At 59.8% G+C, this 16709-nt stretch carries 16 protein-coding genes; 10 read left to right on the top strand and 6 right to left on the bottom strand.

What is annotated here, in order from left to right; all coding sequences use genetic code 11:
* Positions 1-239 precede the first annotated feature (239 nt).
* The 3 genes from BLW80_RS08355 to BLW80_RS08345 form a co-directional block, all read right to left on the bottom strand.
* Positions 240-1466, bottom strand: a complete 1227-nt coding sequence (locus BLW80_RS08355) for an alpha/beta fold hydrolase (RefSeq protein WP_093757602.1) — start codon at positions 1464-1466, stop codon at positions 240-242.
* Positions 1467-1478: 12 nt separating this feature from the next.
* Positions 1479-2369, bottom strand: a complete 891-nt coding sequence (locus BLW80_RS08350; protein WP_093757601.1) for an NAD(P)-dependent oxidoreductase — start codon at positions 2367-2369, stop codon at positions 1479-1481.
* Between the two features lie 61 nt (positions 2370-2430).
* A complete protein-coding gene (locus BLW80_RS08345; RefSeq protein ID WP_093757600.1) occupies positions 2431-3114 on the bottom strand; it encodes a GntR family transcriptional regulator in 684 nt (227 codons plus the stop codon).
* A 114-nt stretch (positions 3115-3228) separates the two neighbouring features.
* Between BLW80_RS08345 and BLW80_RS08340 the strand changes: the two genes are divergently transcribed.
* The 6 genes from BLW80_RS08340 to BLW80_RS08315 are packed head-to-tail and all read left to right on the top strand — an operon-like array spanning position 3229 to position 8206.
* Positions 3229-4452, top strand: coding sequence for an ABC transporter substrate-binding protein (locus BLW80_RS08340; RefSeq protein ID WP_089263518.1), 1224 nt, complete (start codon positions 3229-3231; stop codon positions 4450-4452).
* 19 nt (positions 4453-4471) lie between these two features.
* Entirely contained in the window at positions 4472-5332 is an 861-nt protein-coding gene (locus BLW80_RS08335; RefSeq protein WP_089263519.1) for a branched-chain amino acid ABC transporter permease, read from the top strand.
* Entirely contained in the window at positions 5329-6300 is a 972-nt protein-coding gene (locus BLW80_RS08330; RefSeq protein ID WP_093757599.1) for a branched-chain amino acid ABC transporter permease, read from the top strand. Before BLW80_RS08335 ends, BLW80_RS08330 begins: the two co-directional genes overlap by 4 nt.
* Positions 6297-7022, top strand: a complete 726-nt coding sequence (locus BLW80_RS08325) for an ABC transporter ATP-binding protein (protein WP_093757598.1) — start codon at positions 6297-6299, stop codon at positions 7020-7022. Before BLW80_RS08330 ends, BLW80_RS08325 begins: the two co-directional genes overlap by 4 nt.
* Positions 7019-7741, top strand: coding sequence for an ABC transporter ATP-binding protein (locus BLW80_RS08320; RefSeq protein ID WP_093757597.1), 723 nt, complete (start codon positions 7019-7021; stop codon positions 7739-7741). The genes BLW80_RS08325 and BLW80_RS08320 overlap by 4 nt, the downstream gene beginning before the upstream one ends.
* 60 nt (positions 7742-7801) lie before the next feature.
* Positions 7802-8206, top strand: coding sequence for a carboxymuconolactone decarboxylase family protein (locus tag BLW80_RS08315; RefSeq protein WP_170849614.1), 405 nt, complete (start codon positions 7802-7804; stop codon positions 8204-8206).
* A 164-nt stretch (positions 8207-8370) separates the two neighbouring features.
* Here BLW80_RS08315 and BLW80_RS08310 read toward each other — a convergent pair whose 3' ends face one another.
* Both BLW80_RS08310 and BLW80_RS08305 read right to left on the bottom strand, forming a co-directional pair.
* Positions 8371-8922 carry a DUF1269 domain-containing protein gene (locus BLW80_RS08310; RefSeq protein ID WP_093757596.1) on the bottom strand — a complete coding sequence of 184 codons (552 nt, stop codon included), beginning with the start codon at positions 8920-8922 and terminating at the stop codon, positions 8371-8373.
* Between the two features lie 70 nt (positions 8923-8992).
* Positions 8993-9556 (bottom strand): HdeD family acid-resistance protein, encoded by a 564-nt coding sequence (locus BLW80_RS08305; RefSeq protein ID WP_093758172.1) that lies wholly within the window; start codon positions 9554-9556, stop codon positions 8993-8995.
* 1030 nt (positions 9557-10586) lie between these two features.
* On the opposite strand from BLW80_RS08305, the gene BLW80_RS08295 reads away from it, so the two are divergent.
* Positions 10587-12413 (top strand): metallophosphoesterase family protein, encoded by a 1827-nt coding sequence (locus BLW80_RS08295; protein ID WP_093757594.1) that lies wholly within the window; start codon positions 10587-10589, stop codon positions 12411-12413.
* Positions 12414-12589: 176 nt separating this feature from the next.
* Positions 12590-13060, top strand: a complete 471-nt coding sequence (locus BLW80_RS08290) for a DUF992 domain-containing protein (protein ID WP_089263526.1) — start codon at positions 12590-12592, stop codon at positions 13058-13060.
* 402 nt (positions 13061-13462) lie between these two features.
* Here BLW80_RS08290 and BLW80_RS08285 read toward each other — a convergent pair whose 3' ends face one another.
* Positions 13463-14146: a hypothetical protein gene (locus tag BLW80_RS08285; protein ID WP_210185310.1), complete on the bottom strand. Its 684-nt coding sequence runs from the start codon at positions 14144-14146 to the stop codon at positions 13463-13465.
* A 466-nt stretch (positions 14147-14612) separates the two neighbouring features.
* Between BLW80_RS08285 and BLW80_RS08280 the strand changes: the two genes are divergently transcribed.
* On the top strand, positions 14613-15158 hold the full coding sequence (locus tag BLW80_RS08280; RefSeq protein WP_139285795.1) for a hypothetical protein: 546 nt from the start codon (positions 14613-14615) through the stop codon (positions 15156-15158).
* Positions 15159-15266: 108 nt separating this feature from the next.
* On the top strand, positions 15267-16706 hold the full coding sequence (locus BLW80_RS08275) for a basic amino acid/polyamine antiporter (RefSeq protein ID WP_093757592.1): 1440 nt from the start codon (positions 15267-15269) through the stop codon (positions 16704-16706).
* The last annotated feature ends 3 nt before the right edge of the window (positions 16707-16709 follow it).

The following is a 16709-nucleotide window of genomic DNA, read 5'->3' as shown; positions in this document are numbered from 1 at the left end:
ACTAATTTTCGCCCAGATTTGGATTGGTAGTATGCCAACGCCGAATCGGGGGATTCGCATATGACACCCAGTGACTACGCGCGAATGGCGAAAAATTGCGCTGAGCGAGCTGACGCCTTGGAGCCCGGCCCGAAGAGAGACGAGTTGCTCAAGAAAGCACAGCAGTTTCGTTTTTACGCGAAGGTCGAAAATTGGGTGGCGTCACCGGGGCTGCAACCCCCGGATTGATTCCCGCGCAGTCAAAGCGGCAAACTCCGCAGTGCCTGGAAGACGGGACGCAGATAGTCCAGCATCTTTGGCGGGTTCTCCGTCATCGGAAAATGCCCGAGCTCCGGCATCTCTGTCACCACGGCGCCCTCGATCCATTCGGCGAGCGCGTAGGCATCGCTTACGGTGGCGGAGAAGTCGTAGTGACCGATCAGGAGATGCACGGGAATCTTGTGGCCATCGATGAGCTTGGCGATCTGCTCGCCGTCGAACTCATCCGAATAGAAAGCCAGATCGCCGTCATAGATGCCCGGCGCACCCTGCGAATAGATCCACGCGGCGCGGCGGCGATCCTCGGAGGGGCTGGACGGGCTCATCAATCCGCGCACATAGGCTGCCGAATGCCAGCCGCCATTGACGCCTGCATGGGTGAGATACTCGTTCCGACGGCCGCGTGGGCGCACAGGCGCTTCGAGCGCGATCACGGCCTTCACGAGATCAGGTCGCTCTGCGGCGAGCGCCATGGCGATGCCGGCGCCCATCGAGCAGCCCATCACCACAACGGGTTCGCCGATCGCCTGTTCGATGAAGCTCGCGCACCAGTCCAGATAGGTTGGCTGATCGAGCTGATAGATGCTGCCGTCCCAACCGATAGGTGGCATGGAGCGGCCATGATGCGGCATGTCGAAGCCGATCAGGCGCCAGTCGCGCCCGAGTTCGGGATCGCACATCACGCCGTGAAACTGCCGCGTATCCGCTCCGGCCGTGTGGAGGCACAGCACTGGCCTGCCGGTGCCCGTGGCCTCTGAATAGATTTCGGCAATCTGCCCGCCGGCGCTGTGCACGCGGTGATAGCGGCCCTCAAGGCGCGTGAGATCGACTTCGACCGCATGCGCGGCCGGCGCCGTCAGATTCGCAAACACGGCTTCTAGAAATGCGCGGGCCTGCGCAATGACCAGCGCATCGCCGCTCACGGTGAAGCTGGTGTTGCGCAGCTGGATCGATGAAAATGAATGATAGGTCGGCGGCGGGCAGGGCGCCAGCACCTTCAGCCATGCTGTGGCTGGTCCAGATAGCGCGATATCCGGCGCATTGCTGGGTATACTGACAACCGGCTGGTTGTTGCGACAAGCGATCGCGACGGCGGCCTCATCGATCCCAAACTGAATTTCAAGATCCAGTCCGCGCGCAAAAGACTGCACCTCCGGCGCGGCAATCGCGACCGCAAGTCGATTGCGAAGCTCGTCGATCAGGCCCATGCCCAACGTTACCTACTTCCTGGCAGTGAGATAGCGGCCAATCTCGACATGGTCGGCAGACGGTCCGAGTTTCTCCAGTGCAGCATCCCACAATGCAGCGACTTCGTCTGCCAGCGGCGCGCTGACGCCGATCTGGTGTGCGAGTTCGTCGGCGGTGCGGATATCTTTCGCCATCAAGGCCAGCCCAAATCCCGATGTGTATTTCTCGGGAATGATGAACTGCTTGAGCTTGTTTTCGGTCGAATTGTTGCGCCCGGTGGAGGCATTCAACACGTCGACGAGGACATTCGGATCGATGCCGAACTTTCCACCGATGGCAACGGCTTCGGCGGCAGCGGCGAGGCCTGCTGCCGAGACGTAGTTGTTCAATGCCTTGGCGGCGTGACCGGAGCCGAGCGGACCGGTGCGGAACACCGACTTGCCCATGGCATTCAGCACGGGATCGGTGCGATCGATGGTCTTGCCGTCGCCGCCGGCCATGATCGCCAGCGTGCCGTCGACGGCGCGTTTCACGCCGCCCGACACCGGTGCGTCGATGAAAGCAAGGCCTGCCGCGATCAGTTCTTCGCCGAGCGCGCGCGTGCCCATCGGAGCGGAGGAGCTCATATCGATCACCACCGTGCCCGGCGCGAGCTTCGCCTTGAAGCCTTCCACGGCCACGCGCACGATCTTGCCATCTGGCAGCAGCGTGATGACCGCGGCTGCGTCCTTAACGGCTTCATCGACGGTCGCAGCTGACGTGCCGCCGGCTTCGGCATATTTGGCGCGGGCTTCTGCAAACGTATCGAAGCCAACCACCTGATAGCCCGCGCGCGCAATGCATGCGGCCATGGGGCGTCCCATATTGCCGAGGCCGATGACGGCGATCTTGGCGGGCGGATTGATGGCGGCTGAATTCGACACGGGCGTTCCTCTTCAAGTTCTTATTTTATGCGATATCTGGCGCGGCAGGTGATCGCGCTTGTCAGGGATTATCGCGCCGCAACGCTTCCAGCGCTATCGCGGCGGCATTCTTGATGTGCTGGACGCAAGCCTGCTCGGCGCCATCTTCGTCGCCGGCCTCGATCGCCACAAGGATGGTCTCGATTTCGGCAAGACTGCGGCCGATGCGATTGGACTGGGTCATCGATGTCATGCGCAGTACCGTGACGCGGTTCAGCAGCATCTTCAGAAAGCGTTCGACGAAAACATTGCCGCAGCCTTCGAGCAGCGCAGCATAGAATTCAGTCTTGGCGGCCAACAGGTCGCTGCGGTCTTCCTGACCGGCAACGGCGCCCATCTGGACGAACTGTTTGCGCAACCGCCCGATAATCTCCGGATCGCGCAGCCGCGCACATTCGCGGCCGGCATAACCCTCCAGCAGCGCACGCAGATCGTAGAGCTGTTCGGCTTCCTCGACGCTGATGGTGCTGACGATCGGGCCGCGATGCGGGATCGTGGTGACGAGGCCCTCTGCCTCTAGTTGCCGGAGCGCCTCGCGGATCGAGGTGCGGCCGACGCCGACCTGTTCGCACAGCTCACGCTCGATCAGCCGCTGGCCAGGCTTGAACAGCCCGCTACCGATTGCAGAGCGTAGTCGATTTTCAACCAGCAGTCGCAGGCTGGTCGATTCCCGCGAGACATTCAGGTCCGATTCGATCTTTGCCATGCGTCAAGTTGACCGCCTATCAGACAATCTGTCAAGCAGCTTGACCGCTCGTCTGTTTTATGTCGAATTGCCGACGAAGCCGCAAAGGCCGTTCTGCATTCGGAGAAAACGCCCATGTCCAAGACAACCTCCCATCGTGGTGGCCTGAGCCGACGGTCGCTGCTCGCCGGAACCGCGTCTCTGCTGGCCAGCCCGATGATTGTTTCGTCGGCACGCGCGCAGGCGAAGCCGGTCAATATCGGCGTGATCATGCCGCTGTCGGGCGCCAATGCGCAGTTCGGCATCAATTCGCGCAACGGCATCGAGCTGGTCGCCGATGAGATCAACGCAGCCGGCGGCATCAAGGCGCTCGGCGGTGCCAAGATCAATCTGATCGTTGCGGACGCGACCTCGACACCCACCACGGCGGGCACCGTCGCGCAGCGCCTTATCACCCAGAACGAGGTGACCGCGATCCTCGGCGCATTCGCGTCATCGTTGACCATTGCGATTTCGGAAGTCACGGAACGCCGTGACATTCCGCTGCTCACCATGTCCTTCGCGGACCAGATCACCGGTCGCGGCTTCAAGAACATCTTCCAGATCGTCGCCAAGGCTTCCGCACTCGGAAAAGCACAGCTCGACTATACGCTGGCGATTGCGCAGGCATCCGGCGCCAAGATCGACAAGATCGCGATCATGTATGAGGACACTGCCTATGGCACTGCGCAGGCGGCCGGCCTTCGTGCCGCTGCCAAGGCAGCCAATATCGACATCGCGATGGACGATGCCTATCCGCTGGGGATCACCGACACCACGCCGTTGATCAACAAGCTGCGCGCGTCCGGTGCCCAGGCCGTCTTCCCGGTGTCCTATCTCAATGACAGCCTGCTGCTGATCCGCACCATGCGCCAGCAGCGCATCACGATTCCGGCCATCGGTGGCGCGGCCGGCTATGTTATTCCGGATTTCGAGAAAGGCCTCGGCGAATTCGCGGAGAATGTGCTCTCGATCGCGCCGGCCAATTACGATCTCGCGCCGGATCTCACCGAGCGTTTCCGCAAGCGCTTCGGCTACTTCATGGTGCATGAGGCGCTGGAACACGCCGTCGCGCTCGACGTGCTGGTGCAGGCGATCGAGAAGGCGAAGTCGGCTAAGGCCGAGGACGTCACCATGGCGCTGCGCGGCGCGAAGTTCACCGGCGGCTGGACCAAGGCGATGACCGGCGGCGCCGTCGAATTCGACAGTACCGGCCTCAATACCCTGTCCGTTCCCGTCATGGCGCAATGGCGCAACAAGGAGCTCGTCACCGTCTGGCCGAAGGACGTCGCCAAAGGCACCGCGGTCTGGAAATCCTGACGAACTAAGAAAGATCGCAGTGTCATTTCTACAAGCAATAATCGATGGGTTGTTGGTCGGCGGCGTCTACGCCGTCATCTCCATCGGCCTGACGCTGGTTTATGGCGTGATGGGCATCGTGAATTTCGCGCAGGCGGAATTCCTGATGATCGGCATGTTCGTATCGTGGTTCGCCTGGGCCTATCTCGGCCTTGATCCGGTGCTGGCTGCGCCGCTGTCCTTTGCGGTCGCATTCGGCATTGGCTGGCTGGTGCAGGGGCAGTTGATCGCACGCGTGCTGAAGGCGCCGTCGGTGGCGCAGATCTTCCTCACCGTCGGACTGCTAATCGTGATCGAAAACGGTTCGCTGCTGCTGTTCGGCTCGCAGTTCCGTTCGGTGACCACGTCCTATCAGACCATGTCGCTGTCGCTCGGCGCGTTGTTCATCAGCGTGCCGTATCTGATCGCCTTCGGCATGTCGCTGGCCTGTGGCCTGGCCCTGTGGTGGTTCATGCGCACGAGCTGGTTCGGCCGGGCGATGCGCGCGACTGCGCAGAACCCGATGGCCGCGCAGTTGATGGGGATCGATACGGCATTGATGTACAAGATCGCCTTCGCACTCGGCGTCGGCCTCACGGCCTTCGGCGGCGCGGTGATCCTGCCTTATGTCACGGTATTTCCCGGGGTCGGTGGCCAGTTCGTCGTGCTGATGTTCACCGTCGTTGTGCTCGGTGGTCTCGGCAGCGTTGCGGGTGCCGTCGTCGGTGGGCTCGCGGTGGGCGTCATTCAGGCATTGTCCTCGCTGTTCTTTCCGATCCAGTTGCAGAACCTCATTCTGTTCATCGTCTTTATCTTCGTGCTCGCGGTGAGGCCGCAAGGTCTCGTAGGAGCATCCCGATGAAACGCTGGATCGCAATTCTGGCTGTGATCGCCATTGCGGCTGTGTTGCCGCTGCTGCTCAGCCCGACCGGATACTGGATCCGCGTGCTCACCTTCACGCTGCTATTCGCTGCGATGGCACAGGTCTGGAACATCATCGGTGGTCTGGCCAACCAGACGTCGCTCGGCCACGCTGCCTTCTTCGGCATCGGCGCCTATACGTCCACCATCCTGGTGCTGAAATTCGGCATCAGCCCGTGGATCGGCATGTTCGCCGGCGGCTTTCTCGGTGGCATCGCCGCGCTGATCATTGCCGTTCCGACCATGCGACTGCAGGGCCATTACTTTGCTCTGGCAACGCTGGCGTTCGGCGAAGTGATGCGCGTCATTGCCAATGTCTGGACATCGCTCACCGGCGGACCGGTCGGCCTCTCGGTGCCGTTCGTGCCGCCCAGCATTGCTGCTTATTCGTTCAAGCAGCTATTGCCGCATGCCTATATCGCGCTGATCGCCTTGATCATTGTGACGGTCATTTTTGAATGGATTCGGCGCAGTGCCATGGGCTATCGGCTGCGCGCCATCAAGGAAAACCCGGCCGCTGCGGAAGTGATCGGCATCGACACCACCAAGGTGAAGCTGCAGACCGCTGTGATCTCCGGCGTCCTGATGGCCATGCTGGGCACGCTCTATGCGCAGGTCGCCGTGTTCTTCGATCCGGATACGGTGTTCAGCGCAGCATCCATCTCCATCCGCGTCGCGTTGATCGCCATTCTGGGCGGCGTCGGTACGGCGGTCGGTCCGATCCTCGGCGCGCTGTTCATCATTCCGGTCGAGGAGCTGATGAACGATCTGTTCTCGTCGGGCGCAGCGGGTCTTTCGCAACTGATCTTCGGCGTCATCCTGATCGCCGTCATTCTGTGGCGGCCACGGGGCTTCATCACCGTGTTCGATTCGCTGATGGCGCGCTTCTCGAGCAGGGCACGCTCATGACCATTCTCGATGTGCGTGGCATCTCGCGTCGCTTCGGCGGGCTTCAGGCGCTGTCAGACGTGACGTTCTCGGTGCCGAAAGGCCAGATCGTCGGCTTGATCGGCCCGAATGGCGCCGGCAAGACGACGTTCTTCAGTACACTGGTCGGCCTCATTCGCCCGGACAGTGGCTCGATTCAGCTCGACGGTACCAGTGTGGTCGGCCAGAAGCCGCACAAGGTCGCGGCGCTTGGCATGACTAAGACGTTCCAGAACGTGGCGCTGTTTGCCGAAAGTTCGGTGCTCGACAACGTGCTCACCGCGGGCCTGTTGCGTCATGACGTGGAGACCGCGCGCAAGGAGGCGTTGATCTGCCTCGACCGCGTCGGGCTCAAATCCGTTGCCCACAAGCTTGCGGGCAATCTCTCGTTCCCCGAGCGCGCGCGTGTCGAACTGGCACGCGCATTGTGTACCGGCCCCAAAGTACTGCTGCTCGACGAAGTGATGGCCGCGCTCAATCCGGTCGAGATGCAGGAGATCATGGACCTGATCCGCTCGCTGCGCGACGACGGCATCACGCTGCTGGTCGTCGAGCATCATATGCGCGCGATCATGACGATCTGTGATCGCATCCTGGTGCTGAATTTCGGTCGGCTCCTGGCCGATGGCACGCCGGAGCAGGTGGCGAACGATCCGGTGGTGGTGGAAGCCTATCTCGGCCGTTCGATGGAGGCCCATAAATGAGTGCGTCTCAGCCATTGCTCGAGATCAAGGGCCTCAATGCCGGTTATGGCGAGATCGAAGTCCTGCACAGCATCGATCTGCAGATGTTCGAAGGCGAGTTCGTCTGCATCATCGGCGCCAATACCGCGGGCAAGAGCACGATCCTGCGCGCGATCTCGCGCCTGGTGCCGCATGTCACCGGCACGTTGCGGTTTGCAGGCAATGATCTGTCGAACCGCGCCTCGCATGACATCCCCACGCTGGGCATCGCGCATGTTCCGGAAGGGCGTCATGTGTTTTCGGATATGATGGTGGAAGAAAACCTGATGCTCGGCGCCTTTACGGCGCGGCATGCCAAGGATCTGTCGTCGCGTATGGAAGGCATCTTCGAACTGTTCCCGCGTCTGCGGGAGCGGCGCGGTCAATTGGCAGGCACGCTGTCGGGCGGTGAGCAGCAGATGGTCGCTGTCGGGCGTGCGTTGATGCTGCAGCCGAAGCTGTTGCTGCTGGACGAACCGAGCCACGGTCTGGCGCCAAAGGTCGTTGAGGAAATGCACGATGCCTTCACCAAGATCCACAGCCGCGGAACCTCGATATTGCTGGTCGAGCAGAATGTCGGACTGGCACTCGACGTCGCGACACGCGGCTATGTGCTGGAAAGCGGTCGCATCGCACTGCAGGGCACGTCTGCAGAATTGAATGAAAATCCTGCCGTTCGCGCGGCCTATCTCGGCATATGATCGAGGCAGACGGGCGAACGACGTCAAACCCTTAGCAATCGCAAACGGAAGGACTACAATATGAGCTACGATCAGAACATCACACTCGGCGGAATGTTCGACATCGGTCTTGCCGCACGGCGCGAAGTACTTGGTGCTGCCTATGTCGACAAGTCGATGCAGTCGACCAATGATTTCATGATGTCGTTCCAGCACATCACCACCGAATGGTGCTGGGGCTACGCCTGGAATCGTCCGGGCCTCGATCGCAAGACCCGCAGCATGCTGAACCTCGCAATGCTGACTGCCCTGAACCGCGCGCCGGAAATCAAGCTGCATACCCGCGGTGCGATCACCAATGGCGTCACTGTCGACGAGATCAAGGAAGTGCTGCTGCACGCCACGGTCTATTGCGGCATCCCGGCCGGCCTCGATGCGTTCAAGGCCGCCAATGAAGTGCTCAAGGAAATGGGCAAGGTAGAGTAGGTCGCCGGCCTGACAACGACACCTCAAACGCAAATTCAACAGTCCGCTTGATCTCCGTAAAGATCAGGCGGACTTCGTTATTCGCGGCGATGATACGCACAAGAGCAATTGGCGCAGATATCTACGCCGGACGCTTCTGTTGTACCCATGCCAGTCCCGCAAACTCAGGCAGCGGGCTTGGATGCCGTGGACGTGGATGCCGCTGGTGCTGCCTGAGCCTGGGGCTCGGTTGTGGCCTTGGCGAGCGCGTTCCTGAGCGCCTGCTCCTTGGCATCGTCCAGGGACGTCTTCAGCACAGTGCCGCCGGCGTCCTGAATTTCCTTGAGCACCTTGTCTGCAGTGATGCTCTTGATGAGAACGAACAGCGCCGCATTTCCCGGCTGAAGGTTTGCCGATAGCTCCTTCATGAAGTCGTCATTGATGCCGTAATCCGTCAGTGCGCCGCCCAATGCACCGGATGCGGCGCCCAGTGCTACGCCGAGAAGGGGATTCAGGAACAGCACGCCGATCAATAATCCCCAGAAGCTGCCGGAGGCCGCGCCGGCCATGGTGGTATTCATCAGCTGGTTCAGCTTCACGGGGCCGGCTTCAGTTTTCACCGCGATAACGGCATCGCTGATCGTGATCAGATATTCCTTCTGCAGCTTGAACAGACGCTGCCGCACCTCTTCGGCTTTTGCCTCGGATGGATAGATGATCGCAACGAGATCTGACATTTCCAATCCTCCTGACTAAGAGATTTCTATTCCGCCACGTGGTCTGCGTCGTTGATGGTTCCTTCTGCGGCTATGCTGCCTTGGTTCTCAGCTGCCATGCGTAAGCGAGCCACGCCAGACCGTGGGAGATCATGTCGACGGCCAGCAGAGAGCCGAGGACCCACAGGCCCGTCCTGGGAAAACCTGTCAGAATAACCAGACCTGCCAGAACGCCGAACAGTCCTGAAGCCAGCATGATCCAGCCTCCTTTGCTCCAGCGGCTAAATCCAAGCAGCACGCGAATGACGCCGGAAACCAGCAGCAATATACCGAGGACATAGGTGAGGATGATCGCGCTGGCGACGGGCTGCTGCACCAGAACGATGCCGAATGCGACGTAGAGAATGGCGAGCAGGATCTGCCACAGAAATCCTCCCCATCCCTTGGTCCAGAACGCATGGATCATTTCGAACACGCCAGTGGCAATGGCCGTCCAGCCGATGAACAGCGTGCTGATGACAGTGGCGAGAACGACGTCGCCGAGGATCAGGAGCCCGGCCAAAATCAGAACGATGCCAAGCAGTACGCATATCCAGAACGGCGGTGAAGACAAGCCGGTGACGCTTACCGAGGAACTATTGCCATACGTCGTCATCTTGTCCTCCCGCTCCTGCGCTGCTTTTGCGCTATGATTTGAGGCCGCCCGTGTCACAGCGCATGCGCTTCACGCCATCAGCGCCAAGCGCAGACGCGGCGACCATGGCGCCACCAACACACACGGCGACGACGTCGCCACGATCGATGCGGCTGGTGAAGGACCCTGCGTGGCGGCCGGCCTGCCACAACCACCTGGGCGTTTTCGGTGAGCGGCTCCAACTTGTTGGCAAGGTCTTTCTGCAGCGGGATTGGCGCGGCCTTGGCAGTCGTCAGAAAGACGCTCGTGCCAAGCCCCGTGGCGACCGCGCTGAACAGAAGGCCCTGCAAGAGGTTTCGCCGATCCATCGCTTCCATAGAACTTCTCCTTTCACGAATAGAAAAGGAACGTCAGGGATATAAGGAGGCACCGGAACTGCACGGCAGAGCCGATAATCGTAGCGACTCCGAATGGCGACGGCACCGCAAGATCAACGGTGAGGCGCGGACGTGTATGGGCCCGCAAATGGCAGTCGCGAATGATAGTTCACCCATGAAAGCTGTTGTGAAGCGGCGATGGGTTTCAGGCGCCAGCCCTTGAACAGTCTCCGACCAGGTCGATTGCCCAGTCGGGACATCAGGCCGTTCAGCCTGTGTTGCGATCGATTGCGAGTCCATGGGACTCCGTTCCGGCTTTTTATCAGCCTGATTTTTGATATCGCACGGGGCGAATGGATATTACCAAAGGCGTAGTCCGTCAATCAGAACGGGAAGATGCGCTCGATATGGGTATGCCTCGCTGTCTCAATTTTCAGGAGTCTTGAACCGCCTAATCAGATCTGCATGCCTGCCGCAACATGTTCGAGAAATTGAGTGATATTTTCAGTGACCTGTCTCTATTTGCCGCGCTCATCTCTCGCCATGCTTCGGTAATTACATCATACGAGCGGTGATGTTGCATCGGGTCAAACCCTGACGCGCGCGGATGTCGTCGAAGATGTGATAGCGTTACTCTGGTGACAGGAACATGCCTGCTCACAAGAGGCGATGCCATGAAGAGAGGGGATGCGGGAGACGACGAGCCAACGAAGGAGTGGAACAGGGAAACGATCGACCCGCGCCAGGGCGATATCGAGGACGATGCCGCCAGTCCTGAACAGCGAACCCTGCTCTCAATGGCCGGGAGCCTGCTTGTTGAAGTCAGTCTGCCAAAGCTCCTGTTTGCCTGGACAGTATCGTTGCTATTGCCGGCGGTGTCGTTGGGTCTCGCGGCATTGGTTGCTTCTGCCTGGCTCTCAACTCTGTCGGACAAGGTTCTCGTCCTGACCGAGATCGGCGCGCTGCTGGTGGCAATCGGGATTGTCGCGCTGGGGTGGATCGGCTGGAAGCCTCTGTTTCGGCTCGCCGAGGTCAACTTCTGGTCTCTTAACGCGCTTGCCATCCAGCCCGGATATGTCCTCGGCCGCGAGGGCTTGCAGCATCTGACGGAGAAGGTGCTGGGAAGACATCTGACCGTGCATGGCAGAGCGCGGCTCCGCGCGGTGAATTCGGCCGCGGCGGGAATCGCCATCTCCATTTGTGCCGTGGTGGTGGCAATGTGGGCGTGGCCGGCCTCGCGCTGGACAGGAGGCCTGGAAGATCTTGGTGTTCCTCATCGTTTGATCATTCCGACGCTGGCAAATGCCGCAGTCCTGATATGCGGCTACCTTGCCGGCGCATCGCTTGTCTGGGGTCTGGCCGATGCTCGTATGGCGCAGCCGGTGGATATTGTCGCGTTCGATGCAGCGCCGGCCCACACCAGGATCTGGCGTGTGGCTCATTTGTCGGACCTCCATGTGGTTGGCGAACGGTACGGTTTTCGCATTGAAAGCGGGCGCGCCGGACCGCAAGGAAATAGGCGTCTGCAGCAGGTGATGGCGCGACTGGCCGCAATTCATGCTGTTGATCCGCTCGATCATGTGCTGATCAGCGGCGATATGACCGATGCTGGACGGGCGACCGAATGGGCGGAGTTTCTGGACGTCCTGTCGCGATACCCGGACCTCGCTGCGCGCACCTTCGTGCTGCCCGGAAATCACGACATCAACATCGTGGACCGGGCGAATCCGGCGCGGTTGGATCTCCCGTTCAGTCCGGGCAAACGGCTGCGACAGGTCCGCACGCTTTCGGCAATCGCTGCCATTCAGGAGGATCGTGTCTTTGTTGTGAAAGACGCGAATGGTCATACAACGACACTGTACGACGCGTTGGCGCCGTATCGCCGTCAGATGGCCGATTTCGCGGATCTCGGTGGCCTGAAGCGTGCCGCGCGACTGCGCGGGGTCTTCGATGACTTGTACCCGATGGTCGTTCCGCCTCCGGAGGAGAATGGTCTCGGCATAGCGCTGCTGAACTCCAATGCTGAAACACATTTCTCCTTCACCAATGCACTTGGCCTGGTCTCGATCGAGCAGACCCGCCGGCTGGAGGCTTTTATCGCTCAGTTCCCGAGAGCGCGCTGGATAATCGCATTGCATCATCACCTGATGGAGTATCCGATGCCAGTGACCGCGTTCGCGGAACGCATTGGCACGGCGGTGATCAACGGCAGCTGGTTTGTCCGTCGGCTGGAGGCCTTTGCCGACCGAACCGTCGTCATGCATGGACATCGTCATATCGACTGGATCGGAACTTTTGGCGCGCTGAAGGTCATTTCGGCTCCGTCACCGGTCATGGCCGCTGCTGATGCGACGAGCACGCACTTCTATATTCACAGGCTTGCGGCAGGGCCGGATGAGCAGCTTTGCTTGCTTGAGCCGGAGCGGATCGACGTGCGGGCGGGCGTGCGTGACCGTGCGGATGCGGCGGAGGATACGACCGCAAGGCCATCGATCGCGTAATGCAGCTACTCGCAATCGTCTGCGGAAATGTATCGACCAGAAGAACCGCGTCGAGCGGCATCGCATCGTAACTATTCGAATTGAAATCGAGTCTGCTTGCGAGTTGTGCCTGACGTGACGATCTTGCGGCGCTGAATAGCCACTGCCATATTCTCGCGCAGAAAGTGGAGGCTCCCATGATCAAGAAGGCCCTGCTTGGACTTTTCGGCGCATCCCTTTTGCTTTGTGTCTCATCGCTGCCGGCTTCCTCTGCCGCATTCAGGGCAGGGACGCTGACATGTATGAGCAATCCGCGGATTGGCCTGATTATCGGCTCACGTCAGACACTGCGATGCGTGTTCAGGGTGCGAAATGCGTCACGGCAGTACATCTATGAGGGAACGGTGCGCCGTATCGGCCTGGATCTCGGGGTGACTCCGTCGAGCGCGCTGGTCTGGCGGGTCTTCGCCCGAAACTCACAGGTCGGTCGGGGTACGCTCCGTGGAAATTACGTCGGAGCGAGTGGGAGTGTTGCGTTTGGCCCGGGTCTGGGCGCGAATGTTCTGATCGGGGGATCTCGCAGGACCGTGATGCTCCAGCCACTGTCGCTAGAGCGCCAGATCGGCGTGAGCCTTGCCGCGGGAATAGCGACGATGACGTTACGCTAGCGTCACTGAACTGATTTTTGTTGCCGGCGCAGCCGCATTTGTCGCTCGCTCGGAGGTCGCGGCATGGCGTGCAAACGTGGTCGCCCTCTGCGGTGCAGTGTCTGTCCTTGAGGTTGCCGCGGTTGTTCGACGTTGAGCGGTGACGCCGGTGTCTTCAGGCGGTTGGTGCGGACATCGTCCCGAATTGCTTCAGAATCCAGCCTTTGACCACGCTCGACGGAGTCGCGAGGGTCTGCAGTCGCGGAGAACGCAGCGCACAAGAAAATCAACCCTGAACCTGCCGCAGCAATAAAGCGCTTCATGATATCTCCTGTTGAGGATCGCTCCGAACGGAAACTCTTAAATGAGAAAGCTGCACATCTCCATGCGGCCTAACGCAGCTTCCTGGTTTGTCAGGATCTGCTAATCGTCACTTAGCCCAAGGCGCCGGCGGGCCGCTTCGATGTCCGATGTATCTTCGTTCGATGTGTCTTCGTGATCGGCAACCGGATCGCCTGGCGAGGCGGGTCGTGAAGACTTCGTTCGCTCAGATCGACGCGTATCCGTCCGGAGCGACCAGAAAGCCATGGCAAGGCCTATCACGAAGACCACAACCAAAATCAGAAAGAGCGCCGATTGCTTGATCCAGGAGATCGCGGGAACTGCCAGAGCCATTGAGAGGCCGAGAAATCCCATTTGCATCGACATAAGGTTCAGGCCGGCGAGAAAAGTGCCAAGCGCCAGCAACATCAAAAGCACGAGACTCGTCGCAGGCGCAGGCAGAAGCTGTTGAACGCCTGCCAGCAGCATGATGTTCATCGTAACAAGAACCGCGATCCAGTGAAGCGCTTGCGCCCATACCAGTCGAACCCGAGCCCGCCTGTCGTCGAGCTCGGTCCATTCAGTCACGACGCATACAACACCAATTGCGAGGGCGAGGAACTCCCAATAGCCAATGAGCGGTTTGCCTGAAAAATTCGTATAGGCCACACCCGCGATTGCGAGCGCGAGGATCGCGAGAAAGGGGAGCTGCCTGAGGACGATACTTCTCGTTCTGAAGCGAATGTCCTCAGTATCCCGGCTCGGCGGCAGGTCCAGTTCACTCATCGGCGATCCAGTCGTAATTCTGTCCGCTGTCGCGAATTCCGAAACGGCGCTGCCTCCTTCAAAAAGCTAGCCTAAGCTTCTGTGAGGCCGATGCGATATCGGATGATCACCTTAGTGGACTTAGGGGATTTCCCGATGAGCTCGCAGGTGCCAATTCGTTTCCCGCCTGGGTGAGCGTTGCTGGACGCAACAAACGCGGCGTAATCGGCGTTCCCTAATCTGGATCTGCATCTCGCCCTAGGGGAAACACCTGATTGTACTGGTGGCAGCGTCAATGGTCTGTTGGGACAGCTCGCCCCGTCGGACATTCCATGCGACGGCCGCGCAGTGACAAAAGTGCAGCGAGCGCCCCAACGCGGTCGAGAAACTGAGTGATGCCGCGCCAGCACGCTGTGTTGCTCGAAGACGATCGAGAAAGGCTATGAGAAACCGTTCGACCGAAGGGGCACAAGTCGGGCGAATAGAAATGAAGCTTCGCAAGGTATCGCAGCTCTTCGATACGCTCGATCCGTCTCCGTTCCGCGAGACTGATCTCGCGCTACAGGCTGAAGATTATATCGTTGATCGCGCGCTGGAGTTTTCCGACCGTGTCCCAATTGAAATCGTCATCTATCTGCCGCCTGACGAACTGCGGAAAACGCACGTATCCGATATCGCTGCCGCCGTCAGATACTACTTTGGCCTTCGAAGCCAGGCCGTCTCGCGTGAACTGAGCGAGTTATTCAAGACCGGCCGGCTGTCACTCGTCGTCGGAATGGTGATCCTTTTCATTTGCCTCTTGCTCGGCTGGATCTTCGCTCAGCGAATGACGGAGGGACCGTTTTCAAGGGTTCTGTCAGAGAGCTTTCTTATTCTGGGCTGGGTTGCGATCTGGAAGCCTTCGGAAATCTTTCTTTACGCCTGGCCACCCGTTGCAGCTCGCAGAAAACTCTTTGACCGGCTTTCTAGGGCGGCTGTTCTGCTCGATGTGGACGACACCGTGTCGCCGATTGCAGAAGGTGCGAACGGATAGCCGGAACGATCTCGGAGGGACCCGGAAACGGTGCCCTCCTATTGCTGCGCCAATACCGGTCCTTCTTCATTCGACCGATCGTCTTCGAGCGTCAGGTTCAATAGAAAAATGGGAACATCATCCAATTCATCCGATCAGAAGCTCTCGCGCGGCGCGTTGATTGCGCTCGTGGTCGGCTCGATGGTCGGCTCCGGGATCTTTGCATTACCATCGGCATTCGGTCGCGCCACGGGCGGTCTCGGCGCCCTGATTGCCTGGTGCATTGCCGGCACCGGTATGCTGATGCTCGCTTTTGTCTTTCAGACGCTGTCCCGGCGTCGGCCCGATCTCGATACGGGCATTTTCGCTTATGCTGAAGCTGGCTTCGGCGACTATGCCGGCTTTGCATCTGCGGCCGGTTACTGGATCGGATGCTGCCTTGCCGATGTTGCTTGTCTTGTGCTGATCAAAGCGACATTGGGACAGTTCTTTCCGGTGTTTGGCGACGGCACCACGCCCGTTGCGATCGTGGCCGCGTCGTTGCTGCTCTGGAGCGTTCACATCCTTATCCTCCGGGGCATCAAGGAAGCTGCTGCGCTCAATACGATTGCGACATTCGCGAAGATGATACCGATACTCCTGTTCATCGTCGTTGCCGCTTTTGCGTTCAAGGCCGATGTCTTCGCGGATAATTTCTGGGGCGGTGAGGAGCCGAGCTTTGCCAGTGTGTCGAGCCAGGTCCGCAACACGATGCTCGTCACCGTATTCGTGTTCGTGGGGATCGAAGGAGCAAGCGTCTACTCGCGCTACGCAAAGGACCGCAACGATGTCGGGATCGCGACGGTTCTGGGTTTTCTTGGTGTGCTCGCTTTGCTTGTCCTGGTCACCATGCTGTCCTACGGAATTCTTCTGCGCCCGGAGCTGAGCGCGCTCGCGACGCCGTCGATGGCGGGCGTATTGGAAGCGATCGTTGGGCCTTGGGGCAAGGTATTCATCAGCATCGGCCTGCTGATCTCCGTGCTTGGAAATTACCTGTCCTGGTCATTGCTCGCCGCCGAGGTTCTCCATTCCGCAGCCGTCAGCGGCACGATGCCGCGCTTCCTCACGCGCGAGAACATCAATAAAGTGCCCGCAGGGGCGCTGTGGCTTACCAACTGCCTGATCCAGCTTTTCCTGCTCGTCACCTATTTTGCTGAATATGCCTTCACGCTGGCATTGAAGATGACGAGTTCAATGACGCTCATTCCCTATCTGTTTGTCGCTGCATACGGACTTAAACTCGCATGGACCGGGGAAACATATCAAACGGAGCCACGTAGCCGCGCCATCGACTCGGGGCGCGGTGCGCTCGCCACGATTTACGCGGCTGTGATGATTTACGCAGGCGGTCCCACCTTCCTGCTGCTTTCGGCACTTCTCTATGCGCCGGTCACGATCCTGTTTGTGATCGCGCGGCGGGAACAGAAAGCGACGGTCTTTGCATCTGCCGAAGGAATCCTGTTCGGAGCGATCCTCGTGGCAGCGGCCGCTGGCCTCTACAATCTTGCGATGGGCAATATTTCCATCTAGTCG

This window comes from Tardiphaga sp. OK245 (genome assembly GCF_900108575.1).
In the GTDB taxonomy this organism is placed as follows: domain Bacteria; phylum Pseudomonadota; class Alphaproteobacteria; order Rhizobiales; family Xanthobacteraceae; genus Tardiphaga; species Tardiphaga robiniae.
Note: the sequence above shows the minus strand (reverse complement) of the source record. Positions and strands in the feature narration are given on the sequence as shown.